Source organism: Oxalobacteraceae bacterium OTU3CINTB1, assembly GCA_024123955.1.
GTDB lineage: Bacteria > Pseudomonadota > Gammaproteobacteria > Burkholderiales > Burkholderiaceae_D > Rugamonas.
In genome coordinates, this window is sequence record CP099652.1 from 2734907 (window position 1) to 2752692 (window position 17786).

At 63.9% G+C, this 17786-nt stretch carries 18 protein-coding genes and 1 pseudogene; 9 read left to right on the plus strand and 10 right to left on the minus strand.

What is annotated here, in order from left to right; translation table 11 throughout:
* Positions 1-125: 125 nt before the first annotated feature.
* Positions 126-1391 carry an extracellular solute-binding protein gene (locus tag NHH73_12010; protein ID USX28947.1) on the minus strand — a complete coding sequence of 422 codons (1266 nt, stop codon included), beginning with the start codon at positions 1389-1391 and terminating at the stop codon, positions 126-128.
* 188 nt (positions 1392-1579) lie between these two features.
* Between NHH73_12010 and NHH73_12015 the strand changes: the two genes are divergently transcribed.
* Complete coding sequence (locus NHH73_12015) at positions 1580-1906, plus strand: NIPSNAP family protein (GenBank protein USX28948.1); 327 nt, start codon at positions 1580-1582, stop codon at positions 1904-1906.
* 207 nt (positions 1907-2113) lie between these two features.
* On the opposite strand, the gene NHH73_12020 is transcribed toward NHH73_12015, so the two are convergent.
* Positions 2114-4345: an NADP-dependent isocitrate dehydrogenase gene (locus NHH73_12020; protein ID USX28949.1), complete on the minus strand. Its 2232-nt coding sequence runs from the start codon at positions 4343-4345 to the stop codon at positions 2114-2116.
* 302 nt (positions 4346-4647) lie between these two features.
* Here NHH73_12020 and NHH73_12025 point away from each other — a divergent pair, with 302 nt between their 5' ends.
* The 4 genes and pseudogenes from NHH73_12025 to NHH73_12040 all read left to right on the plus strand — a co-directional run bounded on the left by NHH73_12025 (position 4648) and on the right by NHH73_12040 (position 8232).
* Positions 4648-5376: a Crp/Fnr family transcriptional regulator gene (locus NHH73_12025; GenBank protein USX28950.1), complete on the plus strand. Its 729-nt coding sequence runs from the start codon at positions 4648-4650 to the stop codon at positions 5374-5376.
* Positions 5373-7070, plus strand: a complete 1698-nt coding sequence (locus tag NHH73_12030) for an ATP-binding protein (GenBank protein ID USX28951.1) — start codon at positions 5373-5375, stop codon at positions 7068-7070. Before NHH73_12025 ends, NHH73_12030 begins: the two co-directional genes overlap by 4 nt.
* A complete protein-coding gene (locus tag NHH73_12035) occupies positions 7063-7884 on the plus strand; it encodes a response regulator (protein USX28952.1) in 822 nt (273 codons plus the stop codon). The genes NHH73_12030 and NHH73_12035 overlap by 8 nt, the downstream gene beginning before the upstream one ends.
* Positions 7885-8052: 168 nt before the next feature.
* A pseudogene (locus NHH73_12040) lies at positions 8053-8232 on the plus strand (ornithine cyclodeaminase family protein).
* 10 nt (positions 8233-8242) lie between these two features.
* Here the strand turns inward: NHH73_12040 and NHH73_12045 are convergent.
* From NHH73_12045 to NHH73_12075, 7 genes are read right to left on the minus strand one after another with little or no spacing between them, the layout of a single operon-like run.
* Positions 8243-9208 (minus strand): hypothetical protein, encoded by a 966-nt coding sequence (locus tag NHH73_12045; protein USX28953.1) that lies wholly within the window; start codon positions 9206-9208, stop codon positions 8243-8245.
* Positions 9209-9254: 46 nt separating this feature from the next.
* Positions 9255-9998 (minus strand): hypothetical protein, encoded by a 744-nt coding sequence (locus tag NHH73_12050; protein USX28954.1) that lies wholly within the window; start codon positions 9996-9998, stop codon positions 9255-9257.
* A gap of 48 nt (positions 9999-10046) precedes the next feature.
* Positions 10047-11006, minus strand: a complete 960-nt coding sequence (locus NHH73_12055; protein USX28955.1) for a hypothetical protein — start codon at positions 11004-11006, stop codon at positions 10047-10049.
* Positions 11007-11066: 60 nt separating this feature from the next.
* Complete coding sequence (locus NHH73_12060) at positions 11067-11510, minus strand: hypothetical protein (GenBank protein USX28956.1); 444 nt, start codon at positions 11508-11510, stop codon at positions 11067-11069.
* A complete protein-coding gene (locus NHH73_12065) occupies positions 11507-12385 on the minus strand; it encodes a curli production assembly/transport protein CsgG (protein USX28957.1) in 879 nt (292 codons plus the stop codon). The genes NHH73_12060 and NHH73_12065 overlap by 4 nt, the downstream gene beginning before the upstream one ends.
* Positions 12382-12819: a curli assembly protein CsgF gene (locus NHH73_12070; protein USX28958.1), complete on the minus strand. Its 438-nt coding sequence runs from the start codon at positions 12817-12819 to the stop codon at positions 12382-12384. The genes NHH73_12065 and NHH73_12070 overlap by 4 nt, the downstream gene beginning before the upstream one ends.
* Before the next feature lie 16 nt (positions 12820-12835).
* On the minus strand, positions 12836-13252 hold the full coding sequence (locus tag NHH73_12075) for a curli production assembly/transport protein CsgE (protein USX28959.1): 417 nt from the start codon (positions 13250-13252) through the stop codon (positions 12836-12838).
* Positions 13253-13478: 226 nt separating this feature from the next.
* On the opposite strand from NHH73_12075, the gene NHH73_12080 reads away from it, so the two are divergent.
* Complete coding sequence (locus NHH73_12080; protein USX28960.1) at positions 13479-13811, plus strand: SMR family transporter; 333 nt, start codon at positions 13479-13481, stop codon at positions 13809-13811.
* Between the two features lie 147 nt (positions 13812-13958).
* Here NHH73_12080 and NHH73_12085 read toward each other — a convergent pair whose 3' ends face one another.
* Complete coding sequence (locus NHH73_12085) at positions 13959-14981, minus strand: DJ-1/PfpI family protein (GenBank protein USX28961.1); 1023 nt, start codon at positions 14979-14981, stop codon at positions 13959-13961.
* 141 nt (positions 14982-15122) lie between these two features.
* Here NHH73_12085 and NHH73_12090 point away from each other — a divergent pair, with 141 nt between their 5' ends.
* From NHH73_12090 to NHH73_12100, 3 genes are all read left to right on the plus strand, one after another.
* Positions 15123-16229, plus strand: a complete 1107-nt coding sequence (locus NHH73_12090; protein ID USX28962.1) for an S-(hydroxymethyl)glutathione dehydrogenase/class III alcohol dehydrogenase — start codon at positions 15123-15125, stop codon at positions 16227-16229.
* A 71-nt stretch (positions 16230-16300) separates the two neighbouring features.
* Positions 16301-16984 carry a transglycosylase domain-containing protein gene (locus NHH73_12095; GenBank protein USX29617.1) on the plus strand — a complete coding sequence of 228 codons (684 nt, stop codon included), beginning with the start codon at positions 16301-16303 and terminating at the stop codon, positions 16982-16984.
* A gap of 153 nt (positions 16985-17137) precedes the next feature.
* Entirely contained in the window at positions 17138-17713 is a 576-nt protein-coding gene (locus tag NHH73_12100) for a TerD family protein (GenBank protein USX28963.1), read from the plus strand.
* Positions 17714-17786: the final 73 nt, after the last annotated feature.

Below are 17786 nucleotides of genomic sequence, written 5' to 3' on the forward strand. Positions count from 1 at the left end.
CGTTTCGTCTCCTTTTTTGGAAAAAAACGAATCTATCACGGGGCGCCGGGAGCGTGCCCGAAAAAGTGGTGATTGCCGATTTCGTTATAAAAATCTCCGAATTTCGACAGTGGCGCATGCGCCGTTCAAGGCGGTTTTTTAGGCTCGCCCGCCTCTGCGATCGCCTCGTCGATGTAACGCACCGCTTGATCGGTGTCGTGCGGCGGCTTCAGGAAGCGGCGCAGGCCCTCGTACGCCGGACCGACCAGTTCGGCCTTGGCGTCGCGGTCGAAGAAGTAAGTCAGTCCGGCGGCGGCGCGCCACACGCGGCTTGGCGCGTCGCCCAGCCAGATCGGGCGCGGATCGGCGGCCACCTGCGCCGACAGCGTCTGGTCGGCCACGGCAATCTTGCGCATGGCGCCGGTCTCGGCCAGGAAAGCGAGGAAGCGGTTGCGCGCGCGCGGATTCAAGCCCCGCGCCGGCAGCACCAGCACATCGATCGGCGCCTCTTCGTAGGTGGGCATGCCCGGCGAATAGTTTGGGAAGCCGAAAAAGCCCATGTCGGCCGCGATCGCGGCGGGGAACCTGGAGGCGACGAAGCTGCCCGATAGCATCATGCCGACGCGGTCGCGGTACACATTGGGCATGACGCGCTCCGGCTCCTGTTCCATTGTCGCGTCGAGAAAATACCCCTTGCGCAGCAGGCCGCCCCAGACATCGAACACCTGCCGCACCTGCGGACTGTCGAAGCGGGCGTCGCCGCGCACCAGCTTGCGATGGAACTCGATGCCGTTGATGCGCAGGTTCAGGTAGTCGAACCAGCCGGCCGCCGGCCAGCCGCTCCTGGCGCCGACCGCCAGCGGCGTCACGCCCGCCGCCTTCAAGCGTTCGCAGGTCCGCAGGAACTCGGCCCACGTGGCCGGCGGGCGCAGCCCCAGACGCTCGAACAGCGGCTTGTGGTAGACGAAGCCCCACACGTAGTAGTACAGCGGAAAACCGTAGACGGCGCCGTCGATGCGCGTGCCGTCGAGGGTGGCGGGCGAGAATTTCTTTCTCTTCAGCAGCGCGACCAGGTCGGCGTCGAGCGGGGACAGCAGCTTGTTCCTGGCGGCGTCGCCGAGGCGCTCGCCCGCGTACCAGAACGCCAGGTCGGCCCGCCCGGCGCGCAGGCGGGCCGTGAAGCCGCGTTTGTATTCCTCTTGCGGATAGCCTTGGTGGATGATCTGGATGTCCGGATTGGCGGCGGCGAACGCATCGATGATGCCGACCCAGGTGGTGCGCTGCGGCGTATTGGAGACCACGTAGTCGATCACCAGGTGCTCGGTGGGGGCGCCAACGGCGGCCGGGGCCGGCGCTACAGCCAAACACAGCAGCACCCATGCCAGCCAGCCCCGGTTGCGTAGTGCGGGCAATCGGGCGAGGCCTGGAAGCGGGGAGGGATGCATGAATAAAGTGTGTCCGCGAAGGCTCTCGCTGTCAACTCCGGCGAGTGTGTTGTAGAGTCTGCTTGTGGCAATGATGGTTATACTGCAATGACTATGTGGACGCCGTATTGGCGGCGACATCACATCCATTCCCTAATACCGAGAGGATATAACGAATGATTTACGAATTACGGGTCTACCACTGCGCCGCCGGCCGCCTGCCGGCTTTGCACAAGCGATTTTCGCACGTGACCCTGCCGCTATTTCTGAAGCACGGCATCGAACAGGCCGGCTTCTTCACCACTGTCGTCGGCCCCAGCAACCAGACCTTGACCTACTTGCTGAAGTGGGAAAGCCTGGCCGAGCGCGAAACAAAGTGGAACGCCTTCGCCACCGATCCGGAATGGTTGGCCGCGCGCACCGCGTCGGAGGCCGATGGCATCATCGTCGAGCGCATCGATAACTCGTTCCTGGAGCCGACCGCGTATTCGTCGGTGCGCTGACGGTCGTCCCCGGCTCGGCTACCAGCGGTAGCTGACCGATCCGATCGCCTTGCGCGGCTCGCCGCGTGCGCTGTCCCAGCTGTAGTTGGCATAGTCGGAGCTTTAGAGCGGGCGAGGGAGCGCCGGCATAAAAAAGGGAAGCCCATGGGCTTCCCTTTTTGCTGTAACGGCGCGGCGCCAGGCGCCGCGTCATTCACAAGCCGATCGTCAGATGCTGTCCAGCGCCGCGTTGAAGCTGGCGCTAGGACGCATGATCGCTTCGGTCTTGGCCGGGTCCGGATAGTAGTAGCCGCCGATCTCGGCCGGCTTGCCCTGCACATCCTTCAACTCGCCCACGATCTTGCCTTCGTTCTCGGCCAGCGCCTTGGCCAGCGGCGCGAAGTGCGCTTGCAGTTCGGCGTCGTCGGTCTGGGCGGCCAGGGCCTGGGCCCAGTACAGCGACAGGTAGAAGTGGCTGCCGCGATTGTCCAGCTCGCCGGTGCGCGACGATGGCGATTTGCTGTTGTCGAGCAGCTTGCCGGTCGCCACGTCCAACGTCTGCGCCAGGATCTTGGCCTTGGCGTTGCCTTCCTTGATGCCCAGCTCTTCGAGCGAGACCGCCAGCGCCAGGAATTCGCCCAGCGAATCCCAACGCAGGTGGTTTTCCTCGACCAGCTGCTTGACGTGCTTGGGCGCCGAACCGCCGGCGCCGGTCTCGTACATGCCGCCACCGGCCATCAGCGGCACGATCGACAGCATCTTGGCGCTGGTGCCCAGTTCCAGGATCGGGAACAGGTCGGTCAGGTAGTCGCGCAGGATGTTGCCGGTCACCGAGATCGTGTCGAGGCCGCGCGAGACGCGTTCCAAGGTGTAGCGCATGGCGCGGGTCTGCGACATGATGTGGATGTCCAGGCCGCTGGTGTCGTGGTCCTTGAGGTAGAGCTGGACCTTTTTGATCACTTCGGCTTCATGCGGACGGTAGGTGTCGAGCCAGAACACGGCCGGCATGCCGGACTGGCGGGCGCGCGTGACGGCCAGCTTGACCCAGTCGCGGATCGGCGCGTCCTTGACCTGGCACATGCGCCAGATGTCGCCCGCTTCCACGGTCTGGGTCAGCAGCACTTCGCCCGTGTCGAGGTCGGTGATGTTGGCGATGCCGCCTTCGGCCACTTCAAACGTCTTGTCGTGCGAGCCGTATTCCTCGGCCTGTTGGGCCATCAGGCCGACGTTGGGCACCGTGCCCATGGTGGTCGGGTCGAAGTTGCCGTGCCATTTGCAGAAGTTGATCATCTCCTGGTAGATGCGGGCGAAGGTCGACTCCGGCATGACCGCCTTGACGTCGGCGGTGCGGCCGTCGGCGCCCCACATCTTGCCGCCGATGCGGATCATGGCCGGCATCGAGGCGTCGACGATGACGTCGTTGGGCGAATGGAAGTTGGTGATGCCCTTGGCCGAATCGACCATGGCCAACTTGGGACGGTGCTCCAGGCAGGCGTGCAGGTCCTTCATGATCTCTTCCTTCTGCGACGAAGGGAGCTTGTCGATCTTGTCGTACAGGTTGACCATGCCGTTGTTGACGTTCACGCCCAGTTCCTCGAACAGCTTGGCGTGCTTTTCGAACGCGTCCTTGTAGAAGATGCGCACGCAGTGGCCGAACACGATCGGGTGCGACACCTTCATCATCGTCGCCTTGACGTGCAGCGAGAACATCACGCCGGTCTTGTAGGCGTCGTCGATTTCCTTCTCGTAGAACGCCAGCAGGGCCTTTTTGCTCATGAACATGGAGTCGATGATCTCGCCGGCCTGCAGCGCGACCTTCGGCTTGAGCACGATGGCCTTGCCCGAGGCGGTGATCAGTTCCATCTTGACGTTGCGGGCCTTGTCCAGGGTGATCGACTTTTCACCGTCGTAGAAGTCGCCGCCGTGCATGTGCGAGACGTGGGTGCGCGATGCCTGGCTCCATTCGCCCATCGAGTGCGGGTGCTTGCGGGCGTATTCCTTGACCGCCTTGGGCGCGCGGCGGTCGGAGTTGCCTTCGCGCAGAACCGGGTTCACGGCCGAGCCGGTGCACTTGCTGTAGCGCGCCTTGAGGGCTTTTTCCTCGTCGGTTTTCGGGTCTTCCGGGAAGTCGGGCAGGGCGTAGCCCTTTTCCTGCAGTTCGCGGATGGCGGCCTGCAACTGGGCCACCGAGGCCGAGATGTTCGGCAGCTTGATGATGTTGGCTTCCGGCTTGAGCGTCAGGGCGCCCAGTTCGGCCAGGGTGTTGGGCACTTTTTGTTCTTCGGTCAGGAATTCCGGGAATTCGGCCAGCACGCGGGCGGCGACGGAAATATCTTTGGCGATAACGTCGACGCCGGCCGGCGCGGTGAACTTTTTGATAATCGGTAGCAGGGAATACGTCGCCAGCAATGGCGCCTCGTCAGTCAGTGTGTAGATGATTTTTGACTTTTCTGTTGACATGTCATTCCCTTGTATACGGTAGTGTAGTTAATGATCCCGTTCCGGGTCGGGCAGGATAGTCTGCGCAAACCCGGAGCGGGTGGTGCGTTGGCGCGGTCGCCATTTTCACTCAAGCGCTTATTTTAGGACAATACGGGCGGAGATGGGCGGAAACCCCTGCAAAGGACGGGGTCGCCAGGGCATTTTTTGCCGTTTCAGCGGCTGGCCGGGTGCCGGCGGCCCGGATGTGCTATTGTGCGGCACGGTCATCGTTCACCGTCCCCGCAGCCCGCCTAGTTGACGACTGGATAACGAATGTTTCCATGCGTCTCAACGACCCGAACCAAAACCACCTGCTGTCCGCCCTACTGGAGTCCGATTTCGCGCGCCTGTCGCCGCACCTCGAACCCATCATGATGCGGCTGGGCGACGTGCTGTACGAGTCCGGCGGACAACTGCAACATGTTTATTTCCCAACATCGGCCATCGTTTCCCTGCATTATGTGCTGGAGAACGGCGGCTCGTCCGAGATCGCCGGCGTCGGCAACGAAGGCATCCTGGGCATCTCGTTGTTTATGGGCGGGAATACAACGCCAAGCCGCGCGGTGGTGCAAACGGCCGGCCACGGCTACCGCCTCAAGTCGCATATCCTGATGGAGGAGTTCAACCGCGCCGGTCCCGTGATGCGGCTGCTGCTGCGCTACACGCAGGCGTTGCTGACGCAGATGTCGCAGACGGCCGTCTGCAACCGCCACCACACGGTCGAGCAGCAACTGTGCCGCTGGCTGCTGCTCACGCTCGACCGCTTGCCGGGCAACGAATTGACGATGACGCAGGAATTGATCGCCAACATGCTGGGCGTGCGCCGCGAAGGTGTCACCGTCGCCGCCGGCAAGTTGCAGGAGAACGGCTACATCAGCTACCGCCGCGGCCATATCACCGTGCTCGACAGGGTCGGCCTGGAGGCCGAGGTGTGCGAGTGCTACGACGTCGTCAAAAAGGAATTCGCGCGGCTGATGTCAGACGTGCGGCAACGCCAGGGATCCCAATGAGCCAGAACAAGACCGACGCGCCGCTGCTCAAGGCCGACGCCTTGCAGCAGGCCATTTTCAAGAGCGCCAATTTTTCCTGCATCGCCACCGACGCCCAAGGCGTCATCCAGCTGTTCAACGTCGGCGCCGAGCGCATGCTCGGTTATAGCGCGTCGGAGATGGTGAACCTGACCACGCCGGCCGGCATTTCCGACGCCCAGGAGATGATAGAGCGGGCCGAGGCGCTGAGCCTGGAGCTGGGCACCACCATCCGCCCGGGCTTCGAGGCGCTGGCGTTCAAGGCCTCGCGCGGCATCGAGGATGTGTATGAGCTGACCCATGTGCGCAAGGACGGCAGCCGTTTCCCCGCCATCGTCTCGGTCAGCCCGTTGCGCGACGGCGACGACAAGATCATCGGCTATTTGCTGATCGGCACCGACAACACGGCCCGCAAGCAGGTCGAGGCGGCGCAGGCCGTGCTCGACGCCCGCCTGCGCGAGCAGCAATTGGCGCTGCAGGAGACCAACGTCGAGCTGGAGGCTGCGCGCGCCGTGGCCGACAAGGCCAACCGGGCCAAATCGGAGTTCCTGTCGAGCATGAGCCACGAATTGCGCACGCCGCTCAACGCCGTGCTCGGCTTCGCGCAGCTGCTGGCGTCGGACAAGCCGCCGCCGACCCCTTCGCAGCTGCGCTCGATCGACCAGATCCTCAAGGGCGGCTGGTATCTGCTGCAACTGATTAACGAAATCCTCGACCTGGCCATGATCGAATCGGGCAAGGTGACGATGTCGCAGGAATCGATGGGCTTGTCCGACGTGCTCAAGGATTGCGAGGCGATGGTCGGGCCGCAGGCGCAAAAGCGCGGCATCCGGCTCGTGTTCAGCCCGATGGCGCGGCCGTTCTTCGTCCACGCCGACCGCACCCGCGTCAAGCAGGTAATGATCAACCTGCTGTCGAACGCCATCAAATACAACCGCGTCGGCGGCAGCGTGACGGTGACCTGCGCCGAAGGCAGCGACGGCATGGTGCGCGTGAGCGTGGTCGACACCGGCGCCGGCCTGAGCCAGGAGCAGATCGTGCACCTGTTCGAGCCGTTCAACCGCCTTGGCCAGGAGGAGGGCGGCGAGGAGGGCACCGGCATCGGCCTGGTGGTCACCAAGCAACTGGTGGAGTTGATGCACGGTTACATCGGTGTCGACAGCACGGTCGGCGCCGGCACCACGTTCTGGGTCGAGCTGGCCGCCAGCGACGAGCCGGTGCTGGAGATGGCCGCGTTCGACACCAGCACCTATATCGATGCGCAGGTCATCTCGGCGCCGCGCACCTTGCTGTATGTCGAGGACAATCCGGCCAACCTGAACCTGGTCGAGCAGCTGATCACGCGCCGTCCCGACCTCAAGCTGCTGACGGCGATCGACGGCTACGCCGGTATCCAGCTGGCGCGCACCTACCAGCCGGACGTGATTCTGATGGACATCAACCTGCCCGGCGTCAGCGGTTTCGGCTGCCTGAAAATTCTGCAGGAAGACCCGACCACCGCCCACATCCCGGTGATGGCGCTGTCGGCCAACGCCATGCCGCGCGACATAGAAAAAGGCGTGGAGGCCGGTTTCTTCCGCTATCTCACCAAACCCATCAACGTGGCCCAGTTCATGGACGCATTGGACCTGGCGCTGGCGTTTGCCGCCGCCCATAAGGAAGTGCACCATGATTGACGCCAACCAGATATTAAACGCCAGTATTCTGATCGTCGACGATCAGGAGGCCAACGTCATGCTGCTCGAGCGCATGCTCGACAACGCCGGCTACACCCGCGTCACCAGCACGATGGATCCGTTCGCCGTCGGCGCGCTGCACCTGGCCAACCACTACGACCTGATCCTGCTCGACCTGCAAATGCCGGGCATGGACGGCTTCGAGGTGCTCGAAGCGCTCAAGTCGATCGAGCCCGACGGCTACGTGCCGGTGCTGGTGGTGACCGCCCAGCCCGGCCACAAGCTGCGCGCGCTGCAAGCCGGCGCCAAGGATTTCGTCGCCAAGCCGTTCGAGCTGGTCGAGGTCGAGACGCGCATCCACAACATGCTCGAAGTGCGCCTGCTGCACCGCCAGCTCAACCGCTATAACCAGGAGCTGGAACACCAGGTGATGCAACGCACGGCCGAGCTGCGCGCCAGCGAGGCGCGCTTCCAGCGCTTCGCCGAGCTGTCGAGCGACTGGTACTGGGAGCAGGACGCCGAAGGCAAGCTCAGCCACTGGTCGGGACCGGTGATGGACATGGTCGGCATCGGCGCCAGCGCCGCCGACGGCTGGGACGTGGCCGAGCGCGCGACCCTGGAAGCCAACATCGCCGAGCGCAAGCCTTTCCTCGACTTCGTCTACCGGCGCACCGCCGGCAACGGCAGGGTGCAGTATCTGCAGGTCAGCGGCGAGCCGATGTTCGACGAGGCCAGCCGCTTTGTCGGCTACCGTGGCGTGGGGCGGGATGTGACGGCGATGGCGGCGATGTTCGGCGCGACGGCTGACCGCTGACCTGGAAATGCCACGGAGCCATGCGTGCGCCGCTGGCGGCTCATGGCGGATTACGCTACGCTAATCCGCCCTACGTGAATTAGAGGAATGCCGATGCTGCTGCCAAGTGAATCATCGCTGACCGACGCGCTGCCGTTTCCGTTGCTGATACAGTCGTTGCGCGACGCCATCGCCGCCGGCTGCCTGAAGAGCGAGGACATACGGGGCGACCTGGCATCGCTGACGCGTGGCCAGGTCCCCGGCCGAACATCGCTCGAACAACGCACCGTCTTCAAGGCTGTCGGCACCGCGCTGGAAGACCTCGCCGCCGCCAAGCTCGCCTTCGGACAGCTCCGCGTCGCAACGTAACGCCGCGCACTCAGTGCTGATAAATCCCGGCGCTGTTGCCGCTGCCCGTCTGCGTGATGCCGGCAACAAAACCCTCACCCATTTGCGTGATCCAGGCCGTGTTCGGCATCGTATAGGCGACGCCGGTCTGCATCGTGGCGGCCGTGTTGAGCGAGCCCGTCTGGCTGATGGCCGACACGTTCGACCCGACGGTCTGGCCGACGGTGGCGGTGTTGGCGTTCCCCGTTTGCGTCGTCTCCGCGCCGCCGGACGCACGGATGTCGATGACCGCCAGATTGCCTGCGCCGTCCTGGTTGATATGGGCTTCGGTCGCGAAACCGGTCGAGGTCATGCTGCCGCGCGCCTCGTTGCCGATGCCGGTCTGGCGGATGCCGATTCCGGAATAGAAGGCATCGTCGTACGTGACGGTGGCACGGTTGCCCGTGCCTTCCTGGTAGATCGGCATGCCGGCGTAGCCGGAATGGGTGCGCCTGGTGGTGATGACATTGTCTGACCCGTACTGGCTGGGGCGGAAGCTGAGCGGCCCCGAGGCCTCGGCCCGGTCATCGATGACGTTGCGTTCGCCATGCTGCTCGACCCGGATCGTCGATTCGTACACGCCATTCTGCAACAAGCTGACGATGTTGCCGGTGCCGGACTGGTTGAGGTAGGCAAAGCCGAAAAAGCCGCCCTCATGATGCTGCAAGGTGAGCTGGTTGGCATCGCCCAGCTGACTGATCTCGACGATCATGCGCGGCGTTTCGCTCATCAGCACGCCGCCGGTGCGGCTGGCCGGGTCGCCGATCACGTTGTTGTTGCCCGTTTGAACGATGGAGACGGTGGCTCCTTCGGACGATCGCTGTTCGACGTAGGCTTGATTGCCGGTACCCGTTTGCGCGACGGCGGCGGTGGTGGGCTCTTGTGCGAACGCGGCGGGGCCGGCCAGGGCCAAGGCCAGGGACAGGCCGAAGGCGACGGTGAATGTTGGATGGTTCATGATAGCTCCTTGATGCGATGAGAAAAAAGGGGGCGACGCCGGTGGTTCAATGCTGGTGGATGCCTGCGCGGTGGCCGTTGCCTGTCTGCGTGGTGGCGGCCGAGAAGCCGTCGCCGGTTTGGGTGATCCATGCGGTGGTGACCATCGTGTTGGTCTGGCTGGCGGTGGCCTGGTTGCCCATGCCCAGCTGGCGGATGTCGACGAACGAGTAGTCGGCCCGGTCGTGGGTGACCGCCGCGCGGTTGCCGATTCCTTCCTGCGTCACGTCCGGCCCGCCAAAGCCGGACCAGCTGCGCGCCAGGCTGATCACGTTGTCCGAGCCGGTCTGCGAGGCGTCGAAGCCGAAAGCCAGGATTTCGGTGCCAGCCACGTCGATCAGGTTGCGCTCGCCGGTTTGTTCGATGCGCACCACCGACTCGTAGGCGCGGCTCTGCTGGATCCTGGCGAAGTTGCCGTTGCCGGTCTGGTTGACGAAGGCGAGGTCGAAATCGCCGGTGAGCTGTCCGAACGCCGCCTGGTTGTTGTCGCCCAGCTGGTTGACGATGATCCGCATGCGATTGGTGTCGCGCTGCAGGATGCCGCCGGCCCGGCTGCCCGGGTCGCCCACTTTGTTGTCGTTGCCGTTCTGCGTGACGGTCACCTGCGATTCGCTGGTGACCTGGTGCTGCTCGATGTAGGACTGGTTGCCGACACCGCTTTGCGTGATGGCGGCGCTGGCCTGATCCTGCGCGGACGCGCTGGACGCGGCCAACAGCAAAACGGCGGCGCCTGTAAACATTGCGGACTTCATAGCGGCTCCTTGCAGTGAAAGGGAAAGGGGCGGAGGCGGTGGGGGCGCTCAATGTTGATAGATGCCGGCCGAATTGCCGCTGCCCGTCTGGGTGATGCTGGCGACGAAGCCCTCGCCGATCTGCGTGATCCAGGCGGTGTTGGCCAGCGCCGTTGGCGACGCGGGCAAGCCGGTTTGCGCGATGGACGCCGTATTGAGGTTGCCGCTCTGCAGGATGGTCGACTCGTTCAGGTACCGGCTTTGACTGACCGTCGCGATGTTTTGGTTACCGGTCTGCGTGATCGTCGACACGGTCTGGTTGCCGTCGAGGTTGGCGGTGGCCTGGTTGTCGTTACCGGTCTGCGTGATGAACAAGGTGGTCGACAGCGTAGCGCTGTGGTTGACCGTCGCCCGGTTGTCCATGCCCTGCTGGTTGATGCTGGAGAAGGACAAGAACGCGTTGTCCTGGTTGACCGTCGTGCGGTTGCGATCGCCCTGCTGGCTGATGATCGGTCCCGAAAAACCGGACAGCGTGGTGGCCACGTTGACGAGGTTGTCGGCGCCCCGTTGCGTGATCGTGGCGCCGGTGGCAAGACTTTCTGCGTTGCGGCTGTCGATCGTGTTGCGCTCGCCTTGTTGCACGATGGTGTCGGCCGATTGGAACACGCTGTTCTGCAACACGGTGGCGACGTTGCCGACGCCGGACTGCTCGACCCGCGCGAGATTGCGGTCGCCGATGGTTTGCTGCAGCGTGAATGCGTTGTTGTCGCCCGTTTGGGCAACGGTGATGTCGGAGCCGTTCACATCGCGTTGCAGGATCCCGCCGGACCGTGCGGTCGGATCCCCCACGGTGTTGTCGTTGCCGGATTGCGTGATGGCCACGACGGCGTTGCTGGCGCGATGCTGTTCGGCATAGGCCGAGTTGCCGCTGCCGGTTTGGGTGAGCGTGGCGGTGTTGGCGAATTGCGCGGAGGCGCTGGACGCGGCCAGCAACAGGCCGGCGGCGATGGTGGACAGTGCGTAGTTCATGATGGCTCCTTTCTAGTGGTAAAACAATGGCGGAGGGGGTTCCCGATTTGACGGAGGTCGTCAATGCTGGATCACGGTGACGCGTTTGCCGTCGCCGTTCTGCGTGACGCGGGCGCTGGCGTCGTGGCCGTGCTGTTCGATGCGCGCGCTGTTGGCGTTGCCGTGCTGATCGACAAAAGCGCTGTTGCCGGCGCCGTCCTGGACGACGGTGGCCTGGTTGCCCTTGCCGACCTGCTCGAGCTCGACGGCGTTGGCGGCTCCTGCCTGCACCACCTTCGCCGTGTTTTGCCGGCCGCGCTGCGAGGCCGACAGCCTGTGTTCTCCGCCGCGCTGGTCGGCCGCGATCGTATTCATGGTGCCGTGCTGGCCGACCGTGGCCAGCGAGCCGCCGCTCAGCAAGCCGCCGGACGGCAACTCCGCGCCGGCCAGATCGCCGGCCGTGCACAAGCCCGGGCCAAGCAGTGCCGCGAGCAGGGCCATCGCTATCCTCAGACGGGCGCTCATGGCATCCCTCCTGTTGGGTTGTAGCGGGTATCGTGATCGGTGGCATAACGCTGCACCACCGCATCGGACCAGCGCGCCGGGTCCTGCAACGCCCAGTGGCCCTCGCGCACGCCCTGGACGATCAGATGGGCCACGCCGGCCTCGATCGCCTCGTTCACGCACAGCTGGGTTGGTTCGTTGCGCGTCATGCCGGCCTCCAGTTCCAGCAAATCCTTGACGTTGACGAACTTGAACACGCTCGGATGCACTTCATAGGCGTAGACGGTCTTGGTGGTCGACACGCTTTGCAGGATCTGGCCGCTGCGGATATCGATGGTGCGCAAGCTGACCGTGACCTGGTCGACCCGGTACTGCGTGCTGACGCCGATGCCGAGAAAGCGGGCGCCGGCGCCGCCGGTGCGCACATTGCTTTCGAACGCGGTGATGCCGCCCTCGATCAGCACCGACGCCGCCAGCAACGGCGGAATCTGCACCGCCGGAGTGCCGGCCGGCTGCGGCATTTCCAGCGCGCGCACGATCTTGCGTTCTGTCAGCAGGTTTTGCAGGTTTTCGCGTTCGACCGGAATGAACCAGCCCGATTCCTTGAGCGCCTTGATCAGCATCGACGACGCGCCCTGCGTGACGGCGGTGGAGAACGAACTGTCCGGCGCCGGCTTGTATTGCCCGGTCTGGTCCCGGATGCCGTACACGGCCACCGCCACCTTGCCTTTGGGCGGCGGCAGCTTGCGCAGGTCGCCGGTGGCGACGGTCGACGGTGTCAGTTGCGCGTCCTCGCGCGCGACCGACGGCGGGTGGGTGAGGGCGCAGCCGGACGACAGCAGCAAGGTCCCGACCGCCACGGCAAGCGGCGCGGCGCGACGCATCACGCTGTTCATTGCGCCACCTCGAACGAGGTCGAGGCGCCGGTCGCCTTGTCGGTGGTGGTGATGCGCAGCATGCCGCCGCCCAGGTCGACCACGTTGATGGTGAAGTTTTGGGTCGAGAACGTGCCGGGCACGAGCTTGCCGTCGGCGCCGGTCAGCTTGGAGGTGGCGGCGGCGGCCAGTTGACTGAGCACGGTGCGTTCGAGCGTCTGGTTGAACTGTGCCAGCGGCGACTGGTCCAGCATCGAGCGCCCCAGGCCGTCCTTGCCGACGTGCTTGTTGGTGGCCGTCGCCGTTGCCAGCAGATGCTGGCCATTGGCCGGGTAGCCGCCGAACGCCGGATTGACCGGCTGGTAGACGATGTCCGAGGCACCGGCGCCGCCGGCCACAAACAGGGCAAGGCAGGCGGCGGTGCAGGCATGGCGTGGAGATCGGATGATGGGCATGGCTCGCTCCTGGTGGTCAGAATTCATCGGGGGCCAGGTCGGCGTCCTGGATCAGTTTGCGTTCGACGTCGGTTTGCAGCACGGTTTGCCAGACCGCCTCGGCCGCGTTTTCGCTCAGCGAACGGATCGCCGCGCGGGCCGGCGGCAGGCGGGTTTGAAACACGCGGCGCTGCGCGAAGCCTATCCACACCTCGCTGCCCAGGCGCGCGGACGGACGTTCGTTGATCGACAGCGTGTAGTGCTCGCTGCCTTCCTTGTCGCGCCAGGCGGCAAGAAAATACTGTGAAAAATCGTGGCCGGCGATGGTGACGGTCTGCACGGTCACCACGCCCGCCGCCGGTTCGGGCTCGGGATCGGCCGCCGTGGCGGTTGCGCTCCAAACGCCGCCCAACCCTAATAAGGTCGCGGCGATGACGATGTGACCAGTTGACATGTGAGCTCACTGAGAGTGGGGCGGCGGAAGGTGTGAAGTCCAGTATAGGAGCCGGGTTCCCTCGCAAATTTGATGGCGATCATGCGGGCTCGTCGCGAGCCATCAAGAAGGTGGTCTCAATTTGTACGGCGGAAATTGCTTGATTTGCGCACAGCCCGGTTGGTTTGAACAGACTGGTTTCGACGGCGAAACTTATGCATACTGGCCACTCAACAGGAGGTGCACAATGAACAAATGGCTGATGCTGGGCATTGCAATCGTCGCGGAAACCATCGCGACATCGGCGCTGAAGTCGAGCGAGGGCTTTTCCAAACTGGTGCCGTCGGTAGTCGTGCTGGTCGGCTATGGCGTGGCGTTTTATTTTCTGTCGCTGACCTTGCGTTCGATACCGGTGGGCATCGCGTATGCCGTATGGTCGGGCGTGGGCATCGTCCTCATCACGGCGGTCGGCTGGGCATTCTTCGGTCAAAAGATGGATGCGCCGGCGCTGATAGGCATGGCGTTGATCATCGCCGGCGTGGTGATCATGAACGTGTTTTCAAGCGCGGGCGCACACTGAGCCGCGATTCGGGGCGGTTAAATTCACGAGGAAACACGTAGGGCGGATTAGCGCAGCGTAATCCGCCAATGCATGCGCCGTCGGCGGCTCATAGATGGCGGATTACGGCGTTCCGCCTAATCCGCCCTACGTGTCTCCGTTGATTTGTCAATTGCCCGGGCCGACGCCGGTGGTGGCGAATCGTTCCCTGTATAACTTTGGCGTGATGCCGAGCTTTTTCTGGAACACGCGCCGCATGTGCGCTTCGTCGCTGAAGCTGGCGCGCGCGGCCACCGTCTTGATCGGCAGCGCCAAATCGGCCAGCAGCTGCGTGGCGCGCTCGAAGCGGCATGCCTCGATGAACGCTTGCGCGCTCACGCCCACCTCCTGCTGGAACACGCGCGTGAAGTGCCGCTCGCTCATCATCGCCCGCTGCGCCAGCTGGGCGACCGACAGCCGCTGGTGCAGATTGTCCAGTATCCAGTTTTGAATATCGCGGATGTTGGGCTTGGCCGTCCGCTCGCTCAGCAAATGCGCGCTGAACTGCGACTGGCCGCCCGGCCGCTTCAGATACACCACCATTTCGGTCGCCACTTCCAGCGCCAGGTCGCGGCCGAAATCCTCTTCCACCAAGGCCAGCGCCAGGTCGATGCCGGCTGTCACGCCCGCCGATGTCCACAGATTGTCCGAGCGAATGAAAATCGCATCGGCTTCGACTGATATCGCGGGAAACTCGGATTGCAGCCGGTCGGCCACGCTCCAGTGCGTGGTGGCGCGTTTGCCGTCCAGCACGCCGGCGGCCGCCAGGAAAAACGCGCCCGAACACAAGGCCGCCAGCCGCTTGAGGCGCGGCGCCGAGGCCGCGACCCAGTCCACGATGTCCGTGCCAGCCGCCAGCGCCGCCTGGATGTGGCGGGCGCCGACGACGATGGCGTCGTCCGGCAGGGCCAACGGGCTGAGCGCCTTGGTGGCGTCCAGCGACATCAAGGTATCCGAGCGCACCGGGCCGATCGCGGTCGAGGCGATGCGCACGTCGTAGCCGGGCGGGCGGCCACGGCGTTGCAGGTGGAGGTTGGCGTACTCGAAAACGGACATCGGTCCGATCGCTTCCATCGCCTTGAAGCCGGGATAGACGATGATGTCGACGGTCCTGGCGACAGTCCTGGCGGCCGTCGCTGGCTTGGCGTTCATGTGTTGGTGGTCACTGTTGGTCCTTAAAATCCGGTCATTATGGCATCATTTCCAGCCATTCTCGTCCGTGCGGGGGCGCTACGCCCGGGGCTGGCGTCACAATGGCGTGTTCCACTATTGCCTTTTGACGGGAACCTGACCATGAAAACCAAAGCTGCCATCGCATGGCGCGCCGGCGCGCCGCTGACCATCGAAGAAGTCGACCTGCAAGGCCCCAAGGCCGGCGAGGTGCTGATCGAGCTGAAGGCCACCGGCATTTGCCACACCGATTACTACACGCTATCCGGCGCTGATCCGGAAGGCATCTTTCCCGCCATCCTCGGCCATGAGGGCGCCGGCATCGTCGTCGATGTCGGCCCCGGCGTCAAGACCCTGAAAAAAGACGACCACGTGATTCCGCTGTACACGCCGGAATGCCGCGAGTGCAAGTTCTGCCTGTCGCGCAAAACCAATCTGTGCCAGGCGATCCGCTCGACCCAGGGCCGCGGCCTGATGCCGGATGCCACCAGCCGCTTTTCGCTGGACGGCAAGCCGTTGTTCCACTACATGGGCACGTCCACTTTTTCCAACTACATCGTGGTGCCGGAAATCGCGCTGGCCAAGATCCGCGAAGACGCGCCGTTCGACAAGGTGTGCTATATCGGTTGCGGCGTGACCACCGGCGTGGGTGCCGTGCTGTTCTCGGCCAAGGTGGAGGCGGGCGCCAATGTCGTCGTGTTCGGCCTGGGCGGCATCGGCCTGAACGTGATCCAGGCGGCGCGCATGGTCGGCGCCGACAAGATCATCGGCGTCGACATCAACCCGGCGCGCCAGGAGATCGCGCGCAAGTTCGGCATGACGCATTTCATCAATCCGAACGAGGTCGAGAACGTCGTCGACAGCATCGTGCAACTCACCGACGGCGGCGCCGACTACAGTTTCGAGTGCGTCGGCAACACCACGCTGATGCGTCAGGCGCTCGAGTGCACGCACAAGGGCTGGGGCAAGTCCTTCATCATCGGCGTGGCGGCGGCGGGGCAGGAGATTTCGACCCGGCCGTTCCAGCTGGTCACGGGCCGCGAGTGGCGCGGCTCGGCCTTCGGCGGCGCGCGCGGCCGCACCGATGTGCCGAAGATCGTCGATTGGTATATGGAGGGCAAACTTAATATCGACGACCTGATCACGCACCGGCTGCCGCTCGAACGCATCAACGAAGGTTTCGATTTGATGAAGAGCGGGGAGTCGATCCGCTCGGTGGTGCTGTACTAATATAGTACGACGGCGGCCTGTGCCGCAGCGTAGAATTGGCATCTTTTGCTGAGGACAAGGATGTCATCGTGATGCGTTTCGCGTACAAGACCGTGTTGGCGATGTTCCTGCTGGCGGCGGCCTATCTGGGGCTAGTCGCCGTCTGGGCCTCGGCATCCTTCAATGCCGTCATGGAGGCGGTGCCGGCGCCGCCCATGATGCCGCTTTCCGCGCGCCAGACCACCATCCTGTTGCGGGTCGAGGATCCCACTTTCTTCCAGCATGCCGGGGTGAGCCTGGCCGAGGGGCAGGGCGTGGCCACGATCTCGTCGGCGGTGGCGCGCGACCTCTATCTGTCCGACCGGCCGCTGTCCGGCGTTTCCGGCGTGTTGCAGCGCTTTTACAGCCGCGTGTTCGATTGCTGCAAGAAGTTCGACCTTGGCCGCGACGTCATGGCGTTCGTGTTGAACGCGAAACTGCCCAAACGTAACCAGCTCGCGCTGTATGTGGCCGACGTCTACATGGGCAGCCAGGACGGCAAACCGGTCATCGGGCTGCCGCAGGCGTCCGCCACTTACCTTGGCAAGCCGCTCGACGAGCTCAGCGAGCCGGAATTCGTCGGCCTGGTAGCGATGATCAAGGCGCCCAACCAATACCATCCGATTTCTCAGCCCGAGCAGCACGCCGCCCGGGTGGCGCGCATCCAGGCATTGCTCGATGGAAAATGCAAGCCGGATGGCTGGTTCGATACCGTTTACGACGCCTGCGCCCAGTAGTTAAGGTAAGATCGATTTAAAGATTATATTCGGACAGTATTGATTTTCGCGCAAATGTCGCCACATACTTGGGGATGAAATTTAAAGGCCGTTCCGAGACATGGTGTCGCGGGGCGCATGTTAATAATTTGAAACTTTAAATGGGAGACCTGTATGGCGATCAGTTTGCAAAAAGGCGGTAACGTCAACCTCAGCAAGGAAGCACCCGGCCTGACCAAGGTCGTTATCGGCCTGGGCTGGGATCCGCGCGCCACCGACGGCGCCGCGTTCGACCTCGACGGCAGCGCCTTCATGCTCAAAGCCGACGGTAAAGTGCGCGGCGATAGCGACTTCATCTTCTACAATAACCTCAAATCGACCGATGGCTCGCTGGTCCACAACGGCGACAACACCACCGGCCAGGGGGACGGCGACGACGAGACCCTGACCGTCGACCTGTCCCGCGTGCCGGCCGAAATCGACCGCCTGTCCTTCTGCGTCACCATCCACGAAGCCGAACAGCGAAAGCAAAACTTCGGGATGATCGGCAAGGCCTTCATCCGCTGCCTGAACGCCAACGGCAACGCCGAACTGGCCCGCTACGACCTGTCGGAAGATAGCTCTGTGGAAACGGCAATGATCTTCGGCGAGCTGTATCGCGCCGGCGCCGAGTGGAAATTCAAGGCTGTCGGCCAGGGCTTCAAAGGCGGCCTCGGTCCGCTGGCGCGCTCGTTCGGCGTCAACGCTTAACACCCAGTACCAGCTTCCAATCCGGCGCCGGTTGTGCGCCGACCGTGAAAACCGGGAGGCCTTCGTCTCCCGG